Origin of the sequence: Methylosinus sporium, assembly GCF_003113265.1 — a bacterium.
Lineage (GTDB): Bacteria > Pseudomonadota > Alphaproteobacteria > Rhizobiales > Beijerinckiaceae > Methylosinus > Methylosinus sporium.
In genome coordinates this window covers 1-20,919 of record NZ_PUIV01000028.1, presented here as the reverse complement: position 1 = coordinate 20,919, position 20,919 = coordinate 1, and the positions used below count along the sequence as shown (strand labels likewise).

At 65.2% G+C, this 20,919-nt stretch carries 16 protein-coding genes and 1 pseudogene; 11 read left to right on the top strand and 6 right to left on the bottom strand.

What is annotated here, in order from left to right; all coding sequences use genetic code 11:
• Positions 1 to 36: 36 nt before the first annotated feature.
• Entirely contained in the window at positions 37 to 2,337 is a 2,301-nt protein-coding gene (gene rnr, locus C5689_RS14685) for a ribonuclease R (protein WP_108918010.1), read from the bottom strand.
• Between the two features lie 233 nt (positions 2,338 to 2,570).
• Between rnr and C5689_RS14680 the strand changes: the two genes are divergently transcribed.
• Entirely contained in the window at positions 2,571 to 4,322 is a 1,752-nt protein-coding gene (locus C5689_RS14680; RefSeq protein ID WP_108918009.1) for a TadE/TadG family type IV pilus assembly protein, read from the top strand.
• Positions 4,323 to 4,358: 36 nt separating this feature from the next.
• Here C5689_RS14680 and topA read toward each other — a convergent pair whose 3' ends face one another.
• The gene (topA, locus tag C5689_RS14675) at positions 4,359 to 7,274 is read right to left on the bottom strand and encodes a type I DNA topoisomerase (protein ID WP_174800262.1); all 2,916 of its coding nucleotides are present in this window, start codon (positions 7,272 to 7,274) and stop codon (positions 4,359 to 4,361) included.
• A 309-nt stretch (positions 7,275 to 7,583) separates the two neighbouring features.
• On the opposite strand from topA, the gene C5689_RS14670 reads away from it, so the two are divergent.
• Complete coding sequence (locus tag C5689_RS14670) at positions 7,584 to 8,651, top strand: hypothetical protein (RefSeq protein ID WP_108918036.1); 1,068 nt, start codon at positions 7,584 to 7,586, stop codon at positions 8,649 to 8,651.
• A 151-nt stretch (positions 8,652 to 8,802) separates the two neighbouring features.
• On the top strand, positions 8,803 to 9,522 hold the full coding sequence (locus tag C5689_RS14665; RefSeq protein WP_108918008.1) for a DUF1013 domain-containing protein: 720 nt from the start codon (positions 8,803 to 8,805) through the stop codon (positions 9,520 to 9,522).
• Positions 9,523 to 9,751: 229 nt separating this feature from the next.
• Here C5689_RS14665 and C5689_RS18645 read toward each other — a convergent pair whose 3' ends face one another.
• Positions 9,752 to 9,922, bottom strand: a complete 171-nt coding sequence (locus C5689_RS18645) for a hypothetical protein (RefSeq protein ID WP_166144260.1) — start codon at positions 9,920 to 9,922, stop codon at positions 9,752 to 9,754.
• Between the two features lie 294 nt (positions 9,923 to 10,216).
• Between C5689_RS18645 and C5689_RS14660 the strand changes: the two genes are divergently transcribed.
• From C5689_RS14660 to C5689_RS14640, 6 genes and pseudogenes are all read left to right on the top strand, one after another.
• Entirely contained in the window at positions 10,217 to 12,031 is a 1,815-nt protein-coding gene (locus tag C5689_RS14660) for an ABC transporter transmembrane domain-containing protein (protein ID WP_108918007.1), read from the top strand.
• A 175-nt stretch (positions 12,032 to 12,206) separates the two neighbouring features.
• The gene (gene guaB / locus C5689_RS14655) at positions 12,207 to 13,700 is read left to right on the top strand and encodes an IMP dehydrogenase (RefSeq protein ID WP_108918006.1); all 1,494 of its coding nucleotides are present in this window, start codon (positions 12,207 to 12,209) and stop codon (positions 13,698 to 13,700) included.
• Positions 13,700 to 13,873 (top strand): annotated as a pseudogene (locus C5689_RS14650) (2-dehydropantoate 2-reductase N-terminal domain-containing protein); the annotation flags it as partial. The gene guaB and the pseudogene C5689_RS14650, both read left to right, overlap by 1 nt.
• A 23-nt stretch (positions 13,874 to 13,896) precedes the next feature.
• Positions 13,897 to 14,010, top strand: coding sequence for a hypothetical protein (locus C5689_RS19010; protein ID WP_342210429.1), 114 nt, complete (start codon positions 13,897 to 13,899; stop codon positions 14,008 to 14,010).
• A 48-nt stretch (positions 14,011 to 14,058) separates the two neighbouring features.
• Complete coding sequence (locus tag C5689_RS14645) at positions 14,059 to 14,442, top strand: hypothetical protein (protein WP_108918005.1); 384 nt, start codon at positions 14,059 to 14,061, stop codon at positions 14,440 to 14,442.
• A gap of 84 nt (positions 14,443 to 14,526) precedes the next feature.
• A complete protein-coding gene (locus C5689_RS14640; protein ID WP_108918004.1) occupies positions 14,527 to 14,802 on the top strand; it encodes a hypothetical protein in 276 nt (91 codons plus the stop codon).
• A gap of 54 nt (positions 14,803 to 14,856) precedes the next feature.
• Here C5689_RS14640 and C5689_RS14635 read toward each other — a convergent pair whose 3' ends face one another.
• Genes C5689_RS14635 through C5689_RS14625 form a run of 3 tightly spaced genes read right to left on the bottom strand, consistent with a single transcriptional unit; the run spans position 14,857 to position 17,558 of the window.
• Entirely contained in the window at positions 14,857 to 15,255 is a 399-nt protein-coding gene (locus C5689_RS14635; protein WP_108918003.1) for a cytochrome C, read from the bottom strand.
• Between the two features lie 13 nt (positions 15,256 to 15,268).
• Positions 15,269 to 16,342 carry a metallophosphoesterase family protein gene (locus C5689_RS14630; RefSeq protein WP_108918035.1) on the bottom strand — a complete coding sequence of 358 codons (1,074 nt, stop codon included), beginning with the start codon at positions 16,340 to 16,342 and terminating at the stop codon, positions 15,269 to 15,271.
• Between the two features lie 37 nt (positions 16,343 to 16,379).
• The gene (locus tag C5689_RS14625; protein WP_108918002.1) at positions 16,380 to 17,558 is read right to left on the bottom strand and encodes a cytochrome-c peroxidase; all 1,179 of its coding nucleotides are present in this window, start codon (positions 17,556 to 17,558) and stop codon (positions 16,380 to 16,382) included.
• Between the two features lie 386 nt (positions 17,559 to 17,944).
• Here C5689_RS14625 and C5689_RS14620 point away from each other — a divergent pair, with 386 nt between their 5' ends.
• Together C5689_RS14620 and acpA are read left to right on the top strand one after the other, a co-directional pair.
• Positions 17,945 to 19,009, top strand: a complete 1,065-nt coding sequence (locus C5689_RS14620; RefSeq protein ID WP_108918001.1) for a cytochrome-c peroxidase — start codon at positions 17,945 to 17,947, stop codon at positions 19,007 to 19,009.
• A gap of 125 nt (positions 19,010 to 19,134) precedes the next feature.
• Positions 19,135 to 20,586, top strand: coding sequence for an acid phosphatase (gene acpA / locus C5689_RS14615; RefSeq protein ID WP_244594723.1), 1,452 nt, complete (start codon positions 19,135 to 19,137; stop codon positions 20,584 to 20,586).
• Positions 20,587 to 20,919: the final 333 nt, after the last annotated feature.

Below are 20,919 nucleotides of genomic sequence, written 5' to 3'. Positions count from 1 at the left end.
GCAAAGTAACCCACCATCAAAGAAGAATCAAGCTGGCTATGGATTGATTTTATTGTATTTTGAGCTTCGTCCGACGCGTTTGTAGGCGCCGCGTCGCGGCGCTCCGCGCCGCGAGCCGCCGGCGACCTCGAAGCGCAGGGCGCCGGCGATCGGCGTCGCCTCGACGAGCCGCGCCTCTATGATGTCGCCGAGGCGAAAGCTCTCGCCCGAGCCGCTGGTCAGCGCATGGCCGGCCTCGTCATAGCGGAAATATTCGCGCCCCAGCGTCGCCGCCGGAATGAATCCGTCCGCGCCCGTATCGAGCAGCCGCACGAAGAGGCCGGCGCGCGTCACGCCGGAAATGCGCGCCGGAAAGCGCGCGCCGATCTGCTCGGCGAGATGGGCGGCGATCAGCCGATCGATTGTCTCGCGCTCGGCCGCCATGGCGCGCCGCTCGGCGCCGGAGATGCGCGCGGCGATCTCCGCCAGCTCGCCGGCCGAGATTTCGGGCATGGCGCCGGGGCCGAATTTCAGCGCGCGAATGAGCGCGCGATGCACGACGAGATCGGCGTAGCGGCGGATGGGCGAGGTGAAATGCGCGTAGCGGCGGAGATTGAGGCCGAAATGGCCGTAATTCTCATGCGTATATTCGGCCTGCGCCTGCGTGCGAAGTATGATCTCATTGACGATATTCTCATGCTCCTTGCCACGCACGCGTGCCAGAATGACGTTGAAATGCGAAGGCCGCAGCACCTGGCCCTTGGCGAGCTTCACGCCGATCGTCGAAAGGAACTCCGAGAGCGCCGCCACCTTCTCGCGCGAAGGCTCGTCATGGGCGCGATAGATGAGCTGCTGCCGGTTCTCCTCGAGCACTTCCGCCGCAGCCACATTGGCGAGGATCATGAATTCCTCGATCAGCCGATGCGTCGAGAGGCGCGGCGGCACGACGATTCGATCGACCGTGCCGTCCGCCTTCAGCAGAATTTTGCGCTCGGGTAGCTCCAGCTCCAGCGGCGCGCGCAATTCGCGCGCCTGATCCGCCGATTTATAGGCGCGAAACAGCGGCTCCAGCACGCGCTCCATCAGCGGCGCGCAAATCTCGTCCGGGCGTCCGTCGAGCGCTTCCTGCGCCTGCGCATAATTGAGCTTGGCCTTGGAGCGCATCATCACGCGATGAAAGGTGTGGCCGAGCTTATGGCCTTTCTCGCTGATGCGCATTCGCACCGCGAGCGCCGGCCGATCCTCGTGCGGCTTCAGCGAGCAGAGGTCGTTGGAGATGCGCTCGGGCAGCATGGGCACGACGCGATCGGGAAAATAGACCGAATTGCCGCGCTCCAGCGCATCCTTGTCGAGCGCCGAATGCGGGCGGACGTAATAAGCGACATCGGCGATGGCTACGGTGACGATGTGCCCGCCGGGATTGTCGGGCGCCGTGTCCGGCTCGGCGAAGACGGCGTCGTCATGGTCCTTGGCGTCGGGCGGATCGATGGTGACGAGCGGCAGCTCGCGCCAATCCTCGCGATGCGCCTCGAGCCGCGCGGGCAGAGCGGCGGCGGCCTCGGCGACCGCCTCGGCGCGGAACTCGTCGGGAACGCCATGCACGCGCAGAGCGATCATGCTGATCGCCTTCTCGGTGGCGAGCGAGCCGAGCGTCTCGCGCACGCGGGCGCGTGGCGCGCCGAGCCGCGTCTTGCCGATGAGATCGACGGAGACGAGATCGCCGTCCTTGGCCTCGCCGCGATCCTCCGCCGCGATGACCATCTCGCGGCCGGCCTGCTTCTTCTCGACGGGCTCTATGTGCGCCACGCCATTGGCGGCGACGCGCAGCACGCCGACGATGCGCGCCCGCGCCTTGGAGAGGAGCTTCACCACACGCCCGGCGTAGGGCGGATCATTCGGGCCGGCGTCACGATCCGGCTCGGCGCGCACCAGAGCGCGGTCGCCGACGCCGGGCAGCGGCTCGCCGGGCTTGGGTCTGCGCGGCGCGGAGATGCGGATACGCGGCGGCGCGCCGAGCTCGTCGGAATCCCATTCGGCCGGCGCGGCGATCAGCTCGCCATCCTGGTCGCGACCCGTGATGTCGGCCAGCACGACAGCGGGCAGGACGCCCGGACGCGCGAGCCTTTTGCCGCGCCTCTCGATCGCGCCCTCGGCTTCGAGCTCGGCCAAAATGCGCTTCAATCCGATTCGATCGGCGCCTTTGACGCCGAACGCGCGTGCGATCTCACGCTTGCCGATCTTTCCCATATTGCCGGCGCGGCTCATCGCCTCGCGTTCGCGCGCGATGAAGGCGAGAATTTCCTCGCGTGCGGGAAGGACGGGGGCGGGCGAGGCGAACTCGCGTGTTTTTCTGGTCAAAGTCGGTCTCGAAGGCCGCGGAATCGTCCCGGCGGTCGGCGCTGGGACGCCGATATATACACCGTGCGACGCCGAAGCGCGCGGCCCGGCGCCGAGGGGGCGAATAGGCTCCGTTTACGCTTTCTCGAGGTTACCGGAGGTCAACCGTAATTGTCCGGATCGGTTTAGAACCGAAAGAGAAATTTGCCGTAAGCGTAGGCGGTCCGATTTTCACGAACATCGAGAGCCCCTACATGATGCGGCCTGTGGCGAATAAGGAACGATCTGTTCGTTCCTTCGCACGAGACAAAGCAGGAAACGTCGGAATCATATTCGGCTTGAGCTTCGTGCCGGTCGTCATGATGATCGGCGCCGGCGTCGATTATGGCCGCATAGCCGCCGCGCGCGGCTCGTTGCAGCAGGCGGCGGACACAGCCGTGCTCGCGGTCGCCAAGGGCATCGTCGGCACGACGACCGATCAGCAGGCGCGCAGCCAGGCCCAGGTCTATCTCTCGACCAATTATCGCAACGCCACGGCGACGGTGACGTCGGCGGCCATCGCCGCCGATCGGCTCTCGCTCTGTGTCACGGCGCAGGCGCAGGTCGCGACCGCCATCATGAAGATCGCCGGGACGACGTCCATGTCCACCCAGGTGACGGCCTGCGCGGCGCTGCAGGGCGGCATCAGCCCGAATGACACTTATGAGATCGCGCTGGTGCTCGACAATTCCGGCTCGATGACTCGCAGCACGGGCGGCGTGACGAAGCTCAAGGCCCTGCGAACCGCCGCGAAGAGCTTCGTGGGCACCATGTTCACCAAGGCGCCGGGACGGGTGAAGTTCGCGGTGACGCCTTTCGCGGGCGGCGTCGTCGCTGTCGATCCCACCGTCTCGACCAATCGTTCGGCCTCCTGGATCGATCTCGAGGGCGCCAATTCTCAGCATTGGGCCGCCTTCGGCGGCAAGACGGCGGCGACCGCCGCCGGCTTCACGAACCGTTTCGACATTTTCAGCAAGCTCGCGAGCCGCAGGTCCTCGCTGGATTGGCGCGGCTGCTTCGAAGAGCCGATCTATCCCTATAATGTGCAGGATATGACGATCTCTTCGACGAACGCCGAGACCTTGTTCGTCCCCTATCTCGCGCCCGACGAGCCGGATAGCAACGGCTACGGCAACAGCTATCTCGACGACAACGACGCCGAGTACGGGGGGTGGAGTTGGGACTGGGGCGGCGGGAGCGCGTCCTCGACCTGCGGCGATACGGCGAGCAGCGAATGGGGCCGGCTCACCCATATTTGCAAATACAACACCAGCTCGTCGATCGGCGGCTCCTTCGGCCCCGAGAGCTTTTTCGGGCCGAATCAGTTCTGCCCGGACAATGCGACGCAGACGGTTCTGCAGCTCACTTCGACGCAGACCACCGTCGAGAACAAGATCGACAAGCTCGCCGCCAATGGCAACACCAATCTCCATGTCGGCTTCATGTGGGGTTGGCGGACGATCTCGCCGGTCGGTCCCTTCGCTCGAGGCAAGGCCTATAGCGCCACCGGCAATCACAAGGTCATCGTGTTCATGACCGACGGCTTCAACAATTGGGGAACGCAAACCCGCACCGTGGTCGGGTCCGACTACGAGTCGCTCGGCTATTACACCTACAACGGCTCCGCCAATGCGCGGCTTCCAGACGGCTCGGCGGGCGACGGCGTCAATTACCGATCGGCGCTCACGGCCTCGGCCGGAAGCAAGACGAGCTATCTGTCGACATCGCGCAGCGCCGAGGACGATCTGACGCTGGAGGCCTGCACTGCAGCCAAAGCGGCAGGCGTCGAGATATTCACCATCGGCTTCTCGATCTCGAGCGATCCGATCGACGATCAGGGCCTGACGCTCTTGAAGAATTGCGCGACCAACAAGGATCACTATTTCGCGGCGACCGACGCGGAGAGCCTCAACCTCGCCTTCTCGACGATCGGCACGGGGCTCGGCTCGCTGCGGCTGACGCAGTGAGGTCGGCGCGGCCGCCTTTTGAGCGGCCGCCCCCTCTCACTTCCCCGAGGCTGCTTTCTTCGTGGGCTTCTTGGCGGGCTCCTTGGCGGCGGCCGCTTTTTTCGCCGGCTTCGAATCCTCGAACGGAACCTCGTCGCTCTCTTCTATGTCCTTCTTGGCGGCGGCTTTTTTCGCCGGAGCCTTGGAGGCGGGCGCTTTGGCCTTGGCGGCGGGGGCCTTTTTGGCCGGCGCCTTCTTGGCCTTCACCGGGCCGCCCTTCTCCTCGATCAGACGGATCGCCTCTTCGAGCGTCACATCTTCCGGGCTCATATTCTTCGGCAGAGTGGCGTTGACCTTGCCGAGATTTACATAAGGCCCATAGCGGCCGTCGCGCAGCGTGATCGCGCCGCCTTGCGGATGGTCGCCGAGCACGCGGCCGCCGCCCGAGGGCGCGCCACTCGCCTTGGCGGCCAAAAGATCGACCGCCTGCTGCACCGTCAGGCTCTCGGTATCGGTTCCCTTGGGAAGAGTGGCGTTGACCTTGCCCCAATTCACATAAGGTCCGAAGCGCCCGCTCTTCACCGAGATCGCGCCGCCCTGCGGATGGTCGCCGAGCGTGCGGCCGGGGTCGGAGGCGCGGCCGAAGCGCGAGCCGCCGCCGCCGCTCTCCTTGGTGACGATGAGATCGATGGCGCGATTGCCGCCGATCGTCAGAATATCGTCGTCGCGGCCGATATTGGCGTAGGTCTTCCCGTGCTGGACGTAAGGCCCGAAGCGGCCGATGCCGGCGACGATCGGCTCGCCGCTCTCGGGATGCTTGGCCACCTCGCGCGGCAGCGACAGCAGCCGGATTGCCTGCTCGAGGGTCAGTTCGTCGGGCTTTATGCTCTTGGGGATGGAGGAGCGCTTGGGCTTCTCGCCCTCCTCGGTCGCTTCGCCCTCCTGCACATAATCGCCGAAGCGGCCGCCGCGCAGAGTGATCTCGGCGCCGCTCTCCGGGTCCTGGCCCAGCACCTTCACGCCCGGCCGCGCGCCCTCGGCGGCCTCGCCGGTGGGCGGCGAGAGCGTGCGGGTGAAGCGGCATTCGGGATAGTTGGAGCAGCCGATGAAGGCGCCGTATTTGCCGAGCTTCAGCGACAATTGGCCGGCGCTGCAGGCCGGGCAGGCGCGCGGATCGGAGCCGTCGGGCTTGGCCGGGAAAATATGCGGCCCCAGCAGATCATTGAGGCTGTCGAGCACCTGAGTGGTGCGCAGCTCCTTGGTGCCGTCGACGGCGCCGGAGAAATCGGCCCAGAAGTCGCGCAGCACCTCTTTCCAGTCGATCTCATTGTTGGAGACCTTGTCGAGCTTCTCCTCGAGGCCGGCGGTGAAGTCGAACTCCACATAGCGGGTGAAGAAGCTCTCCAGAAAGGCTGTCACGATGCGGCCCTTGTCCTCGGGGACGAGGCGCTTCTTGTCGAGACGCACATAATCGCGCTCGCGCAGCACAGCCAGAGTCGAGGCGTAGGTGGAGGGACGGCCGATGCCGAGCTCCTCCATGCGCTTGACCAGAGTGGCCTCCGTATAGCGTGGCGGCGGCTCGGTGAAATGCTGGCTGGCCTCGATCTTCTCGCGCGTCGCCGGCTCGCCGGGCTGCATCGCCGGCAGGCGGCCGCCATCCTCGTCCTGATCGTCGTCGCGGCCTTCCTGATAGAGCTCGAGAAAGCCCGAGAAGCGCACCACCTGGCCAGAGGCGCGCAGCTCGAGGCTCCGCTTGCCGACGAGGGCGTCGATATCGACCGTGGTGCGCTCCAGCTCGGCGGATTCCATTTGGCTGGCGATGGTGCGGGTCCAGATCAGCTCATAGAGCTTGGCCTGCTCCGGCTCCAAATGCTTGGCGACATGCTTGGGCAGGCGCGAGAGGTCGGTCGGCCGGATCGCCTCATGCGCCTCCTGGGCGTTCTTGGCCTTCACCGTATATTTGCGCGGAATCTTCGGCACGAAGCGATCGCCATATTCCTTGGCGATCACATTGCGCGCCGAGGCGATGGCCTCCGGCGCCATATCGACGCCGTCGGTTCGCATATAGGTGATGAGGCCGGCGGTCTCGCCGCCTATGTCGACGCCCTCATAGAGGCGCTGCGCGATGCGCATGGTCTGCGCCGGGGCGAGTCCGAGCTTGCGCGAGGCCTCCTGCTGCAGCGTCGAGGTGGTGAAAGGCGCGTAAGGGTGCCGCTTGACCGGCTTCGCCTCCACCGATCGAATGGTGAAGGCGGCGCTCTCCAGCGCCTTTTTGAAGTCCTCGGCCTCCTGGCCAGAGCCGATGTCGAGGCGGGTGATCTTCTTGCCGTCGGCGCCCGAGAGGCGGGCGGTGAAAGGCTCGCCGGCCTTGGTTTTCAGATGGGCGACCAGCGACCAATATTCGCGCGTGACGAATTTCTCGATCTCCAGCTCGCGGTCGCAGACGAGGCGTAGCGCCACCGATTGCACGCGGCCGGCCGAGCGCGCGCCCGGCAATTTCCGCCACAGCACTGGCGAGAGCGTGAAGCCGACGAGATAATCCAGCGCCCGGCGGGCGAGATAGGCGTCGACCAGCGCTTGGTCGATCTCGCGCGGATGCGCCATCGCTTGGCGGATCGCGTCCTTGGTGACGGCGTTGAAGACGACGCGCTCGACGCGCTTGCCGCCGAGCGCCTTCTTCTTCTTCAATATGTCGAGCAAATGCCAGGAGATGGCCTCGCCCTCGCGATCCGGGTCGGTCGCCAGAATGACCGTGTCGGCGCTCTTCACGGCGTCGGCGATCGCCGAGATGCGCTTGGCCGACTTCGCGTCGCTCTCCCATTTCATCGCGAAATCTTCGGCCGGATCGACCGAGCCGTCCTTGGGCGGCAGGTCGCGCACATGGCCGTAGCAGGCGATCACATTGAAATCGCGGCCGAGATATTTGTTGATCGTCTGGGCCTTGGCGGCCGATTCGACGATGACGACATTCATCGAGCAGTCCTTCAGAAATCCGGTCGCGGGCAGCTCGCCGCCAAGCTTCGCCGGGGAGCCCGGCCCGCGTCGGGGCGCGAACATGGGCAAAAGGGGGGCGTCCTGTCAAATTGGGGCTGAGACGGCCATCCGGCTCACCCTCCCGGCGGAGACGCGGGCTCCAGCATGCGGAAACGCACATTTTCGTCCCTTTCCAGGCGCTATGCAGGGGCGAATGCGGGGCGGAGCGGCTATAGTCGGGCGCGAGAAGGCGCGACCGAGGTCGCGTCCGGCCCCCGAATGATTTTCTTGGACGGGAAAGAATTCGCCATGGCCCGATCGAAATTCACCACCGACGATCTCGGCGCGGCGCTGGAGGCCGGCGTCATAGACGCCGACGCCCATCGGCGGCTCGCGCATTTCCTCGCCGAGCGCGGAAGCGCGGGGGAGGGGGCGCCGCGCTTCGATGTCGTCAATGTGCTCTGGTATATGGGCGCGCTCATCGTCATGGGCGCGATGAGCCTGTTCAGCACCACCGCCTTCGGCCTCTGGGGGCCGCGCGCGCTGATGATCACCTCGCTGGCCTATGGCGTCGGCTTCGCCGCCGCGGGCGGCTGGCTGTGGCGGCGGCGCGGGCTGCGCACGCCCGCCGGCCTGCTGGTGACATGCGCCGTCTCCATGGCGCCGCTCTTCGTCTTCGCGCTCCAGCTTCTCGGCGGTCATGATCCGACCGAATTCGTCCCCTATCACGACTTTTATGTCTGGGTGCGCGCGAGCTGGCTGCCGATGGAGCTGGGGACGATCGCCGCGGCGCTGCTGGCGCTGGCGTTTTTTCCTTTTCCTTTCCTCACCATGATCATCGCCTTCACGCTGTGGTTCATGTCGATGGATCTGACGCCCTGGCTGGTCGGCAAGGAGGCGTTCACTTTCGAGCAGCGCGCCAATGTGAGCCTCGCTTTCGGCGCGCTCGTCATCGCCGCCGCCTGGCTCGTCGATCTGAAGCGCTGGCGCGGTGGAGACTTCGCCTTTTGGTTGCATCTTTCCGGCCTTCTCGCCTTTTGGGGCGGGTTGACCGCGCAGCACAGCGGCGACGAGATCGGCAAGGCGCTCTATTGCGCGATCAATCTCGGGCTTCTCCTGCTGTCGCTGGTGCTGATGCGCCGCGCCTACGCCGTGTTCGGCGCCTTTGGCGTGACGCTCTATCTCGGTCATCTGGCGGCCGAGGTGTTCAAGGACTCGATTCTCTTCCCCTTCGCCCTCTCGGGGATAGGCGTCGCCGTCATCGCCGTCGGCCTGATGTTTCATCGCCATGGGCCGCGGCTCGGCGCGGCGATCGGCGCGTCTCTGCCCGATTATGTGCGGGGATTGCGGCCCGCCCATGCGCGGGAAGGGGTTTGACGGGCTCCGAGTGGTTCGGATCGGCGATTGCGCTTCGCCGGCGGCCAGTCTATATGGAGAGCATCCCCCGCATGGTAATCCGTAAAAATCGCGGCTTCGGCCCCGCGGCGCGGGATCGGCTTATCTGGCGCATCTGAAGGAGAAACGATCGATGAGCACCGCTCCGCTCATGCCCAAGGCGACGGCCGTCTGGCTCGTCGAGAATACGTCGCTCGCCTTCGACCAGATCGCCGATTTCTGCAAGCTGCACCCGCTCGAGGTGAAGGGAATTGCCGATGGCGAGGTCGCCGCCGGCATTCGCGGGCTCGATCCGATCACCTCTGGCCAGCTCACCCGCGAGGAGATCGGCCGCGGCGAGCGCGACCCGGCCCACCGGCTGTCGCTGTCCGTCTCCAAGGTCAAAGTGCCCGAGGTCAAGCGCCAGCGCGGTCCGCGCTACACGCCGCTGTCGCGCCGCCAGGATCGTCCCAACGCGATTCTGTGGCTGGTGCGCAACCATCCCGAGCTGAAGGACGCGCAGGTCATGCGCCTCGTCGGCACCACCAAGAGCACGCTGAAGGCGGTGCGGGAGCGCACGCACTGGAATTCCGCGGCGCTCGCGCCGATGGACCCGGTGACCTTGGGCCTCTGCTCGCAGATCGATCTCGATTTCGAGGTCAATCGCGCCGCCAAGGATCGTCCCGCCGCGCTCGAGGAGCAGGGCCAGACGCTGCAGCCGGCCGAGATCACCACTGCGCCTCATCACGAGCCGACGACGACCGAGGATGTGTTCGGGAAGCGCCCGGCCGCGCCTCCGGTCGAGGAGGAAGATCAGTTCGACGCCGACCGTGTGTTCGGCCGGCTCAAGACTCTCGACTTCGACGACGATTGAGCCGAGGGGCGCGACAATCTGGCGCATTTACCGCAGGCCGCGCTCTGTGGTTATTTGCGCTCAGGTTCCGCCGCATCAGACCCGCATCAGTGGCGAGCGGCTCGAGGCAGGGCATAAAGTAACGCCAGCGACAGGCGGTCGCCGGCGTTACATTCGGACGTTGGCCGGGATCCGTGGACAGGAGCTCCGACTCAGGCGTCCATGGGGGAGAGGTCGAGCGGTTCGCGGCTTATTTGAAGTAGAAGCCGAGGATGCCGCCGGCGAGAGCGCCGACAACGGCTGCGGAAAGCGTATTCGCGACGCCGCCGAGGCCAGCAGCGCCGAGGCCGCCGAGCAGAAGGGCGCCGACGCCCGCGAAAATATAGACGGTGGTGTTGAGTTCGAATTCTTTTTCAGCCATTGGTGTCACTCCTTTGGTTTCCAGAACGTCCCGCCTTATCGTTCATTCGGTGGCGGGTGCGCTCCTACCCCTCTCTGCGGGGCTGTCTTGTCGACGATGACGAGCCTAACATAACCTTGTCGACTGTCTAGCGGGCTCCGTCGGCCGTTTTTCGAGAAAACGCGGCCCTTTTTTCCTCAATCTCGGCAAATCAATCGCTTGGCGTGGCGCCCCGCGAAATCGCCGGCGTCGTGAAATGCGTCGGCCGACACGATGCGGCTTGGACTGATCCGGTTCGGCGCTTATATCCCCCGCATGACAGCCGAAACCTCCTCTCGCGATTTTCGTTCGCGGCTGCGCGCCTTCGACGCGCTGAAGCCGCTTCTTCCCTACGCCTATCGCTATAAGGGCCGAATCGCGCTGGCGTTGATCGCGCTCGGCGTGGCCGCGGTCTCGACGCTCACCCTGCCGCTCGCCGTGCGCGGCATGATCGATCACGGATTTTCCGCCGACGATCCTTCCGCCGTGAACCTCTATTTCGGCGCGATGGTGGGCGTCGTGGCGATTCTCGCATTCGCTTCCGGCACGCGCTATTATCTGGTGATGACGCTCGGCGAGCGCATCGTCGCCGATCTGCGCGGCGATTTCTTCCGCCATCTCACCTCGCTCGACGCCGCCTTCTACGACAAGACGAAGACCGGCGAGCTGACCTCGCGCCTCACCGCGGACACGACGCAGCTGAAATCCGTGTTCGGCTCCTCCGTGTCGATCGCGCTGCGCAATCTCTTCATGTTCGCGGGGGCGATCGTGATGATGACGCTGACGAGCCCCAAGCTCACCGGCGTCGCGCTCGCGGCCATTCCCTGCATCGTACTGCCGCTCATCGCCTCCGGGCGGGTGATGCGGCGGCGCTCGCGCCATGCGCAGGATCAACTCGCCACGGCCAGCGCCTATGCCGCGGAAAATCTCGCGGCCATGCGCACCATGCAGGCCTGCAATGCGCAGCGAGTCGCGGCCGAGCGTTTCGGCGCCGCGGCGGAAGGCGCCTATGCCGCCGCGCGCGACGCCACGCAGACTCGCGCCATCGTCACTTCGGTGACGATTTTCCTCGCCTTCGGCAGCGTCGTCGCAATGTTGTGGCTGGGCGCGCAGGATGTGCTCGCCGGCCGCATCACCACCGGCGTTCTCTCGCAATTCGTGCTCTACGCCGTGCTGGCGGCGAGCTCGCTCGGAGAATTGTCGCAGGTCTGGAGCGAGGTGTCCGCCGCCGCCGGCGCCGCTGGCCGCATCGGCGAGATTCTCTCCATCCAGCCCACGGTCGCTGCGCCTTCCGCTCCTCTCCATCTGCCGAAGCCCGTTCGCGGCGGCGTCGCCTTCGATGATGTCGGCTTCTCTTATCCTGCGGGCTCGGGACGGGCGGCCTTGGATGGGCTGAGCTTTGCCGTCGCGCCGGGCGAGCGCATCGCCATCGTCGGCCCTTCGGGCGCCGGCAAATCGACCGTGTTCCAATTGCTCGAGCGCTTCTACGATGTTTCGCGGGGCGCGATCACGATCGACGGCGTCGATCTGCGCGCGCTCGATCCGATCGAGCTGCGCGGCGCCATCGCGCTCGCGCCGCAGGACCCGATCGTCTTCGGCATGAGCGTCGCCGACAACATCGCCTATGGCCGCGAGGGCGTCTCGCGCAGCGCGATCATCGAGGCGGCGAAGCGCGCGCAGGCGGCGCAATTCATCGAGGCGCTGCCGCAGGGCTATGACACGGAGATCGGCGAGCGCGGCGTCACGCTCTCCGGCGGCCAGCGCCAGCGCCTCGCCATTGCGCGCGCCATTCTCGCCGACGCGCCGATCCTGCTGCTCGACGAGGCGACCTCGGCGCTCGACGCCGAGAACGAGGCGCTGGTGAAAGAGGCGCTGCATGATGTGATGCGGGGACGCACCACGCTGGTGATCGCCCATCGGCTGGCCACAGTGCTCGAAGCCACCCGCATTCTGGTGATGAGCGAGGGCCGCATCGTGGAGCAGGGGACTCATGCGAGCCTCGTCGCCGCGGGCGGACTCTATGCGCGGCTGGCGCGGCTGCAATTCGACATGGGCGCGGAAGCGGCGGCGGCGGCGCTGGAGACGGCGTGAGGCTTCCGTCGCGCGGCCTCGATCGAGTTTTCCACCGTGGGCGCGCGCCGATTTTGCCTTCCGTCATATTGGTGCTATGAGCACGCGCCAACCCGGAAGACGGCCGTCGTCGCCGTCTCTACGTCGTCCGGCCTCGAGCATGGCCGGTTTTTGCGCCCCCGAGGGAGTTGGCTTCATGACATCATACGCACGACCGCCGTTGCACGAGGCTCTGACCTTCGACGATGTGTTGCTGCGTCCGAGCCATTCGTTGGTGATGCCGTCGCAAGTCGATATTTCGACTCGGCTGACGCGCGACATAACGCTCAACCTGCCGATCATCTCCTCGGCCATGGACACGGTGACGGAGGCGCGCCTCGCCATCGCCATGGCGCAGGCCGGCGGATTGGGCGTCATCCACCAGAACCTCACCCCCGCCGCCCAGGCCGCCGAGGTGCGCAAGGTCAAGCGCTATGAGAGCGGCATGGTGGTCGATCCGATCACCATCTATCCCGACGAGACGCTCGCCGACGCGCTGGCGCTGATGGCGCGCTATAATATTTCCGGCATTCCGGTGGTCGAGCGCGGCCATGGCGAGAAGCCCGGCAAGCTCGTCGGCATTCTCACCAATCGCGACGTGCGCTTCGCCGACAATATGCGCGAGCCGGTCGCCGAGCTGATGACCAAGCAGCTCATCACCGTGCGCGAGGGCGTCGATCAGGAGGAGGCGCGTCGCCTCCTGCATCAGCATCGCATCGAGAAATTGCTCGTCGTCGACGAGGATTATCGCTGCGTCGGCCTCGTCACCGTGAAGGACATCGAAAAGGCGACGCTGCATCCGCACGCAGCCAAGGACGCCGAGGGGCGGCTGCGTGTCGCCGCCGCCGCCACGGTCGGCGATCGCGGCTTCGAGCGTGCGCTGCAATTGATCGACGCCGGCGTCGATCTCATCGTCATCGACACGGCTCATGGCCATTCGCAGGCGGTGCTGGATCAGGTCGGCCGCATCAAGAAATTCTCCAACAAAGTCTCCATCGTCGCCGGCAATATTGCGACGCGCGACGCGGCCAAGGCGCTGATCGACGCCGGCGCCGACGCCGTGAAGGTCGGCATCGGCCCGGGCTCCATCTGCACGACCCGCATTGTGGCGGGCGTCGGCGTGCCGCAGCTCACGGCGATCATGGACGCGGCCGAGGAGGCGTTCAAAGCCGGCGTGCCGGTCATCGCCGACGGCGGCGTCAAATATTCGGGCGACCTCGCCAAGGCGATCGCCGCCGGCGCCTCGGCCGTGATGATCGGCTCGCTGCTCGCCGGCGCCGAGGAGGCTCCGGGCGAGGTGTTTCTCTATCAGGGCCGCTCCTTCAAATCCTACCGCGGCATGGGCTCCGTCGGCGCGATGGAGGCCGGCTCCGCCGCCCGCTATTTCCAGCAGGATGTGAAGGAGAGCCTGAAGCTGGTGCCGGAGGGAATCGAGGGTCAGGTGCCCTATCGCGGACCGGTGGCGCCGATCCTCTATCAGCTCGCCGGCGGATTGCGCGCCGCCATGGGCTATGTCGGCGCGCCGACCATTCCCGAGTTCCAGTCCAAGGCGGAATTCGTGCGCATCACCAACGCCGGCCTGCGCGAGAGCCATGTCCATGACGTGACGATCACCAGAGAGAGCCCGAATTATCCGACCGGCGGCGCGTGATGCGCGTTCTGATCCTCGGCGCGGGGGCCGTCGGCGGCTATTTCGGCGGCCGGCTCGTCGAAGCGGGCGCGGATGTGACCTTTTTCGTGCGGGAAGCGCGCTTGCGCCTCCTCGCCGAGCGCGGGCTGCGGATCGAGAGCCCTTTGGGCGACATGAATCTCGCAGGCGAACCGAGGGCGAACACATTCTCGGCGACATGCTGGCGCGGGCGCGGCTGGCGCGGCTGGAGACGCCGGTGCTGGAAATCGCCGCGACGCATTTGCGCGCCTATGAAGCGAGTCGAGCGTCTGGCGGCACGAATTTCGCGTAGTTCTCGGCTTCTTCGGCGAAAGGCGCCGCAGACCGGGGATTTGACACAATGAGCGATCCGAGCGCGAGCCTCGCCAAGGCGGAAGAACAGGTTCTCGCCGCCGCGCGGCGCAATTTTGACAGCTTCTTCCGCTGGGTCGCCTTCCTCGACGATTCGATCAAAAAGGATATCGGCCCGAAATTCGGCGTCGAGCTGGCGCTGAAGGCGAGCGCCGTCGAGCAGAAGGTGATGGGCCTGCTCTTCGTCTCGCGTCCGCTCAAGGAGCCGCTGCCGCTGCCTTTCGAGATCGAGGGAAGCTCGATCCGCTTCGGCCATCCGAAATTCGAGCGCGACGACGAGGCCGCCGGCGAGAAGACCACGCGCTATGACGTTTCGACCATAGACGATGTGAACCGCATTCTGGGCGATGTGGTGCAGGATTACATCGGCTGATCCTGCGGGGCATGGCATGTCGATTGCTATCTAATTCTGAGACAAGCAATCAGACGGGCTCAGGCCCTTTGTCGGAGATCGGACATGCTGCCGCAAGTCGTCCTGGTCGATGGCGTCCCCAGATGCGTTATTCGCCCGACCGATCAGAAAGCGCTCGACCGCTTCGTGCGCAACAGCAGGAAATGGCTTCAGGCCGGCAATGCCGAAGCCAAATGCACCTACCGCCCGGCCGATGATACGGAGAGGGCGGTCTGGACGGACGCTTTCGAGCTGCACAAGGCCGCCGGCTCCGATGAGGAGAGCTTTTTCGGCATTCCCCTCATCTGCGCCGCGGCAATGGCGGCGGCTCCGTCCGAATAGGCGGACTTTACGATCCGATCGGTTCGCGCGGCCGCGTCGACTATATCGGCGTAGTCAATGCTGGCCCGGCGCGAGCTTCACGCCGCGCCGCTCGAAAGTGATGTAGGAGACGAGCGCCGTCATGCGCGGATCGTCGGGCGCGAGATTTGCGCCCTGCAGCGGATTGCGAATGCACCAGTTCACCATCTCGAACAGCTGCGTCACCTTGCCGAGCTGCTTCTGGAATTTCGGATAGGTCTCTGGGTGTGTGTTGGCGGCGTTGGGGTGGCATTGCGCGCAAGCGACGCCATTGGTCCCGAGCGCGCCGCTCGTCCATAATTCGCGGCCCTTGGCCGCCACCTGCTCGAATTCCTTCTGATAGCGCTCGACGTCTGTCTTGGTGAATTCATCGGCGCGCGCGGTCGCGCCGAGGGCGGCGAGGCCGAGAGCGAGGAGCAAAGTCGCGCGAAGCATGAGCGAACTCCGATCAATAATGGGTCTGTGGCAGACGGCGCCGCGTCGGCTCCTGATAGGCGACGTCGACCGGATGGCCGGCCTTGTGGTCGAAGGCGACTGTGCGTTGATCGTTGTCCCAGAGCTGATAGCGCGCGGTGACGCGGCCCGAGCCTATGTCGATCAGCTGCCAGCCGGTGGCGTCGCGCTCGAAGAAGGGATCGGCGCGGTTCATCGGAATGGTGAGCACGGGCAGATGGCTCTCGGCCTGCGCATAGCTCTGCGGATAGGGCCAGGGCCAGGCCGTGGCCATCACCGAGTTGAAGCTGATGTTGCCGATCTGATTATATTGGATCTGATGGACATGGCCGTAGATGACGTTGACGCTGTCGAAAGGCTGCAGCAGCGCTTGCACTTCCTCGGCGTCGTCGGTCCAGAAATTCCAGCCCTTGTAGATCTTCTGCAGCGGCGAATGGGAGAAGACGACGAGCGGCGTCTTCTTGTCCACCTTGGCGAGGTCATTGGCGAGCCATTTGCGCTGCTTGTCGCCGACCATGAAGGGCGAGCCGTTCGGATTGTCGAGCCCGGCCATCTCCAACATGCGCTGCTCGGCCGTCGGCCAGCGATGGAAGGTCCATTGCTCGCTGGTCAAAATCGAGTTCAGCACGATGAAATGCACGCCCTTATGGTCGAAGCTGTAATAATGCGGGCCGTAGAGCTTGCTCCAATAATCGCCGAGATCGAAATAATAATCGTGCTCGCCCATGACGGCGTGCAGTCTGCCTTTCAGCTTGGAGAGCATTTCGGCGCCGTGGTCCAGCTCCTCGCGCTTGCCGAGCTGGGCGAGATCGCCGCCGAAGATGACGAAATCCGATTCCGGCTTCACCAGATTGGCCTCGGCGACGGCGCGTTTCAGCCCCTGATCCCAATTGCGCACGAAGCTCGCGCCTTTGATCTGCTGGATATGTGCGTCGGAAATATAGGTGAAGGTGAAATCCTCGCGCTCCCCGCCGAAGGCGAGCGTGACCATGCTGATCGGCAGAGTGGTCAGCGCCGCGCCGGCCCCGGCTCCCGCGAGAACGCTGCGCCTGGTGACGAATTCGCTCATCTGCTCGGCTCCCTTTTCTCGATCGCGCCGGGCGCGTTCATTTCGTCGCCGCGCCGACATAGGCCGGCGAGGTGAGCGTCTCCAGGAAGGCGACGAGATCGTCCTGCTGCTGCTTGGAGAGGTTCAGTGGGCGAATGCCGCCGGAGAGATAATCATTCACCTGCGGCGGATCGCCCTTGCTGCGCCCGCCATTGTCATAATGCTCGACGACATCCTTCAGCGTCTTCAGCGAGCCGTCGTGCATATAGGGCGCGGTCACCGCGACATTGCGCAGCGTGGGCGTCTTGAAGGCGCCGATGACGTCGAATTGATCGGTGACGGCGAAGCGGCCGAGCTCCGAGGTCATGGGGTCGGTCAGCACGGCTTTGTCGACATCGACGCCCTTCGATTTCGCGTTCAGAAATTCGGCGGAGAGGCGCGGAATAGCGGATTGCATCCGATTGACGCCGACGCCGATATTGTGGAACCGATTGTCGGTGAACAGCGCCTGGTCCTGCTCGATCACATGGCAGGAGACGCAGCGGCCCTGGCCGACGAAGACCTCGAAGCCGCGCTTTGCTGCCTCCGATATCGCATTCTCCTCATGGCCGAAGCGCCAGCGGTCGAAGGGCGAATCGCCGGAGACGAGGGTGCGCTCATAGGCGGCGATGGCCTTCTTCACCTCATCCATCGTCACGCCGTCGCCGCTCTTGCCGAAGACCTTTTTGAAGAGCTCGACATAGAAGGGATCGGAGCGCGCGATCACGAGAATCGGCTCATGCGTGGGCAGGCCCATCTCGACGGGATTGAGGAATGGATGCTGCGACTGATCCTCGAGCGAGGCCGAGCGCCCATCCCAGAAAAAGGAGGTGAAATAGGCCGCGTCGATCACTGTCGGCGCATTGCGCGTGCCGGTCTTCGCGCCGACGCCCTCCGAGGTGCGCAGTGGGCTGTCGGTGAAGGCGCGGTCGTCCTTGTGGCAGGTGGCGCAGGCGACCGTGCCGTCGGATGAAAAACGCAGATCATGGAACAGGCGATCGCCGAGCGCGATTTTTTCGGCCGTCTGCGGATTATCAGCGGGGATGGGGATAGGCGGCAGGCCCAGCGGCTCGGCGATAGCGAGGCCCGCGGAAAGTCCCGCCGCGCCGAGGCCGGCGAGACCGAGCCCCGCGAGATCGAGAAACGAGAGACTGAACATTGCCGCGACCGCGGTCGCGGCGCGCTTGCGCACGGCCATGTCGTCCTCCCCGCTGCGCCTGTCGGCTGAAGCCGCTTCGTTCGCTCGGCGCGAGCATTCGCAATCCTGCCTGGAATCCTTCTCATCGGCAAGGATTCTCGGGGCGGTCTTCGAGCTTTTGTCTCGCCTGCCGCCAGTAACCGAAGCTACGCCGCGCGACCAATATTTCAAGCCTGCGGCGCGAGAAAAATATCTGGCGCCGGGGCGACGTCATCAATTCGACATGACCGGAAAAATAGTAGAGTTATAGTTGTAATTACATGACATCTCCCAGTTTGGCGCATTATTGCCTTTGCCCGCGGGCTCAGCTTGTGGTAGGCGGGCGGCGGTTCGAGCGGCGTCCGTTCGCAGCGCACGCGCGAGCCCCATCGGAGGAGCCCTGGGAAATGTCACGTGCATTCATCGCCGCGCTGAGCGCGATGGCGCTGATCCCTTTCGCCGCAGTCGCCGGCGATCTGCGATCGGACGCCAACGCCGTTTTCAAGCCGGTCACCGCGGCTGCGGCCGCCAAGGCCGTGAAGAACAACGAACTCACACCCGCCAAGATCGAACTCGGCAAAGAGCTGTTCTTTGATCCGCGCATCTCCTCGAGCCAGCTCATCAGCTGCAACTCGTGTCATAATCTGAGCCTCGGCGGCGTCGACGCCGGCTCGACCTCCATCGGCCATGGCTGGCAGAAGGGCCCGCGCCGCGCGCCGACCGTTCTCAACGCCGTGTTCAACGCCGCCCAGTTCTGGGACGGCCGCTCCGAGGATCTGAAGGCTCAGGCCAAGGGTCCGGTGCAAGCCGGCGTCGAGATGAACAACACGCCGTCGAATGTCGAGGCGACGCTGAACAGCATTCCGGCCTATGTCGCCTCGTTCCAGAAGGCCTTCCCGGGCGACAACAAGCCGGCGAGCTTCGACAATTTCGCCAAGGCGATCGAGGCTTTCGAAGCGACGCTGGTGACGCCGAACTCGCGCCTCGACAAATTCCTCGCCGGCGACGAGGCGGCGCTGGACGCGACGCAGAAGAAGGGCCTGCGCCTCTTCATCGACAAGGGCTGTAGCGGCTGCCACGACGGCGTGAACGCCGGCGGCGGCAATTACGCGCAGTTCGGCGCGGTGGAAAAGCCGTCGGCGGCCATTCTGCCGGAAGCCGACAAGGGTCGTTTCGCCGTCACTAAGAGCCCGGCGGACGTTTTCTCCTTCCGCGTCGCGCCGCTGCGCAATGTCGCGCTGCGCGCGCCCTATTTCCATACCGGCCAGGTGTGGACGCTGGAGGAGGCGGTCGAGGTCATGGCGAAATCCCAGCTCGGCGTGCAGCTCGCGCCCGACGAGACCACGGCCATCGTCGCCTTCCTCGGCGCGCTGACCGGCGATCAGCCGAAAGTCGACTATCCGGTCCTGCCGGCGCGCGCCAATGCGACGCCCAAGCCGCAGCAGGAACTCGCGACGAAGCACGCTCACTGAGCGGATTTCTCGCTGCGCTCGACAAAGCCTCCGCGCCCGCGCGCGGAGGCTTTTCTGCGAAGTCATGAAATTGTGCGTTTGCGCATTTAGCTTTCGAAAAAGACAATTGCGAATGGAGCCGCGCCGTGACGCTCTCACGAATTTTGGCCGGAGCTTCCCTTTTGCCGTTTTTCTTCGGCCTCGTCGGCTCCTCGCTCGCGCAGGAGGCGGCAAATCCTTTCGCGGTGATCGGCCATATCGTCGTGATCTATACCGAGAACCGCAGCTTCGATAATGTCTTCGGCCTCTATCCCGGCGCCGATGGCCTCGGCATAGGCGCCGAGCGCTTCGCCCAGGTCGACGTCGACGGCAAGCCTTTCGGCGAGTTGCCGCCGGTGCGCGGCGACAAGGGCGTCGACGCCCGTTTTCCCTCCATTCTCCCCAATGCGCCTTTTCCCATCGAAGCCTTCCTGCCGAATGCCGAGAAGACGCCCGATCTGACGCATGATTTCTTCCAGGAGAAGGAGCAGATCAATGGCGGCAGAATGGATCGCTTCGCCGCCGTCTCGGGCGCCGGCGGGCTGGTCATGGGCTATTACGACGGCCGCTCCCTCGCGCAATGGCGCCTCGCTCGGGAGTTCACGCTCGCCGATCATTTTTTCCACGGCGCCTTCGGCGGCTCGTTCCTCAATCACATGTTTCTCGTCTGCGCCTGCGCCCCGACCTTCCCTTCGGCGCCGCCGTCGCTGATTGCCGAGATCGACGAGGCCACCGGCTTTCTCGCGCGCGCCGCCGACACGCCGGCGAGCGCTCATATCGGCCCGCCGCGCTACAAAAAGCCCGGACCCGTCACCAGCGACGGCTTCGTGGTCAGCACGATGCAGCCGACGACGCCCTTGTCGCCGCGCGACGCTCCGACGCCCGCGGGCCTCGGCCTGCCGCCGCAGACGCAGCCGACGATCGGCGACCGGCTGACCGAGAAGGGCGTCTCATGGGCCTGGTATGCCGGCGGCTGGAACGACATGCGCGCCGGGCGCATTCGCCAGCGCGAGGCGCCCGAGTTCTTTCAGACGCATCACCAGCCCTTTCTCTATTTCGCCGATTTCGGTCCCGGAACGCCCGCGCGCGAGCGGCATTTGAAGGACGCCGACGATTTCTTCGCGGCGGCGGAGGCGGGGACGCTGCCCGCCGTCTCTTTCTACAAGCCGGTCGGCAAGTTCAACGAGCATCCGCATTACGCCGATCTGAAGACCGGCGACGCGCATCTCGCCGATGTCGTCGCGCGGCTGCGGCGCAGTCCGAATTGGAACGACATGCTGATCATCATCACGGCCGATGAGAACGGCGGCTCCTGGGATCATGTCGCGCCGCCGCGGATCGACCGTTTCGGTCCCGGGACGCGCGTGCCGACGTTGATTCTGTCGCCCTTCGCGAAAAAGGGATTCGTCGACCACACGGTCTATGACACTGCGTCGATTCTGGCGACGATCGAAACGCGCTTCGGACTGGCGCCGCTCACCGCGCGCGACAAGGGCGCCGCCGATCTGCGCAATGCGTTGGACGTCGCCGCTCCGGCGCCGGGAAGCGCCGCCCGCTGATCGGCGCCGCGGCGCGGCTCAAGTCATTCTGTCACAGCCCGGCCGGGGAGGCTTGTCCGCAGCGACGGCGCCTCGTCCATAGGCGCTGCCTATCTCCAAGACATTTGAATTATCGGCATTTAATTGCCGATGCCGAGGCGCCTTCGGCCTTCGGCGTGGGTGGGACCGCCCGAAATTGCGGCGCCGCATAAACCGCCCGAGAGAATACCTATAACCACTCTATAGATTATTTTGACCCACCCTATTGGATATTGTCATTAGGCAGCGGAACGGAAATGGTTGCGGCTCGCCGAACGAGGGCGTTTCGGATTGCTTGCGCTGGGAGGCGGGGCT

Bases quoted from the DNA above. Each gene is read 5' to 3' on its own strand.
- C5689_RS14680 (WP_108918009.1), top strand. From the start codon at position 2,571: ATGATGCGGCCTGTGGCGAATAAGGAACGATCTGTTCGTTCCTTCGCA.
- topA (WP_174800262.1), bottom strand. From the start codon at position 7,274: ATGAATGTCGTCATCGTCGAATCGGCCGCCAAGGCCCAGACGATCAAC.
- C5689_RS14670 (WP_108918036.1), top strand. From the start codon at position 7,584: ATGGCCCGATCGAAATTCACCACCGACGATCTCGGCGCGGCGCTGGAG.
- C5689_RS14665 (WP_108918008.1), top strand. From the start codon at position 8,803: ATGAGCACCGCTCCGCTCATGCCCAAGGCGACGGCCGTCTGGCTCGTC.
- C5689_RS18645 (WP_166144260.1), bottom strand. From the start codon at position 9,922: ATGGCTGAAAAAGAATTCGAACTCAACACCACCGTCTATATTTTCGCG.
- C5689_RS14660 (WP_108918007.1), top strand. From the start codon at position 10,217: ATGACAGCCGAAACCTCCTCTCGCGATTTTCGTTCGCGGCTGCGCGCC.
- guaB (WP_108918006.1), top strand. From the start codon at position 12,207: ATGACATCATACGCACGACCGCCGTTGCACGAGGCTCTGACCTTCGAC.
- C5689_RS19010 (WP_342210429.1), top strand. From the start codon at position 13,897: ATGCTGGCGCGGGCGCGGCTGGCGCGGCTGGAGACGCCGGTGCTGGAA.
- C5689_RS14645 (WP_108918005.1), top strand. From the start codon at position 14,059: ATGAGCGATCCGAGCGCGAGCCTCGCCAAGGCGGAAGAACAGGTTCTC.
- C5689_RS14640 (WP_108918004.1), top strand. From the start codon at position 14,527: ATGCTGCCGCAAGTCGTCCTGGTCGATGGCGTCCCCAGATGCGTTATT.
- C5689_RS14635 (WP_108918003.1), bottom strand. From the start codon at position 15,255: ATGCTTCGCGCGACTTTGCTCCTCGCTCTCGGCCTCGCCGCCCTCGGC.
- C5689_RS14630 (WP_108918035.1), bottom strand. From the start codon at position 16,342: ATGAGCGAATTCGTCACCAGGCGCAGCGTTCTCGCGGGAGCCGGGGCC.
- C5689_RS14625 (WP_108918002.1), bottom strand. From the start codon at position 17,558: ATGGCCGTGCGCAAGCGCGCCGCGACCGCGGTCGCGGCAATGTTCAGT.
- C5689_RS14620 (WP_108918001.1), top strand. From the start codon at position 17,945: ATGTCACGTGCATTCATCGCCGCGCTGAGCGCGATGGCGCTGATCCCT.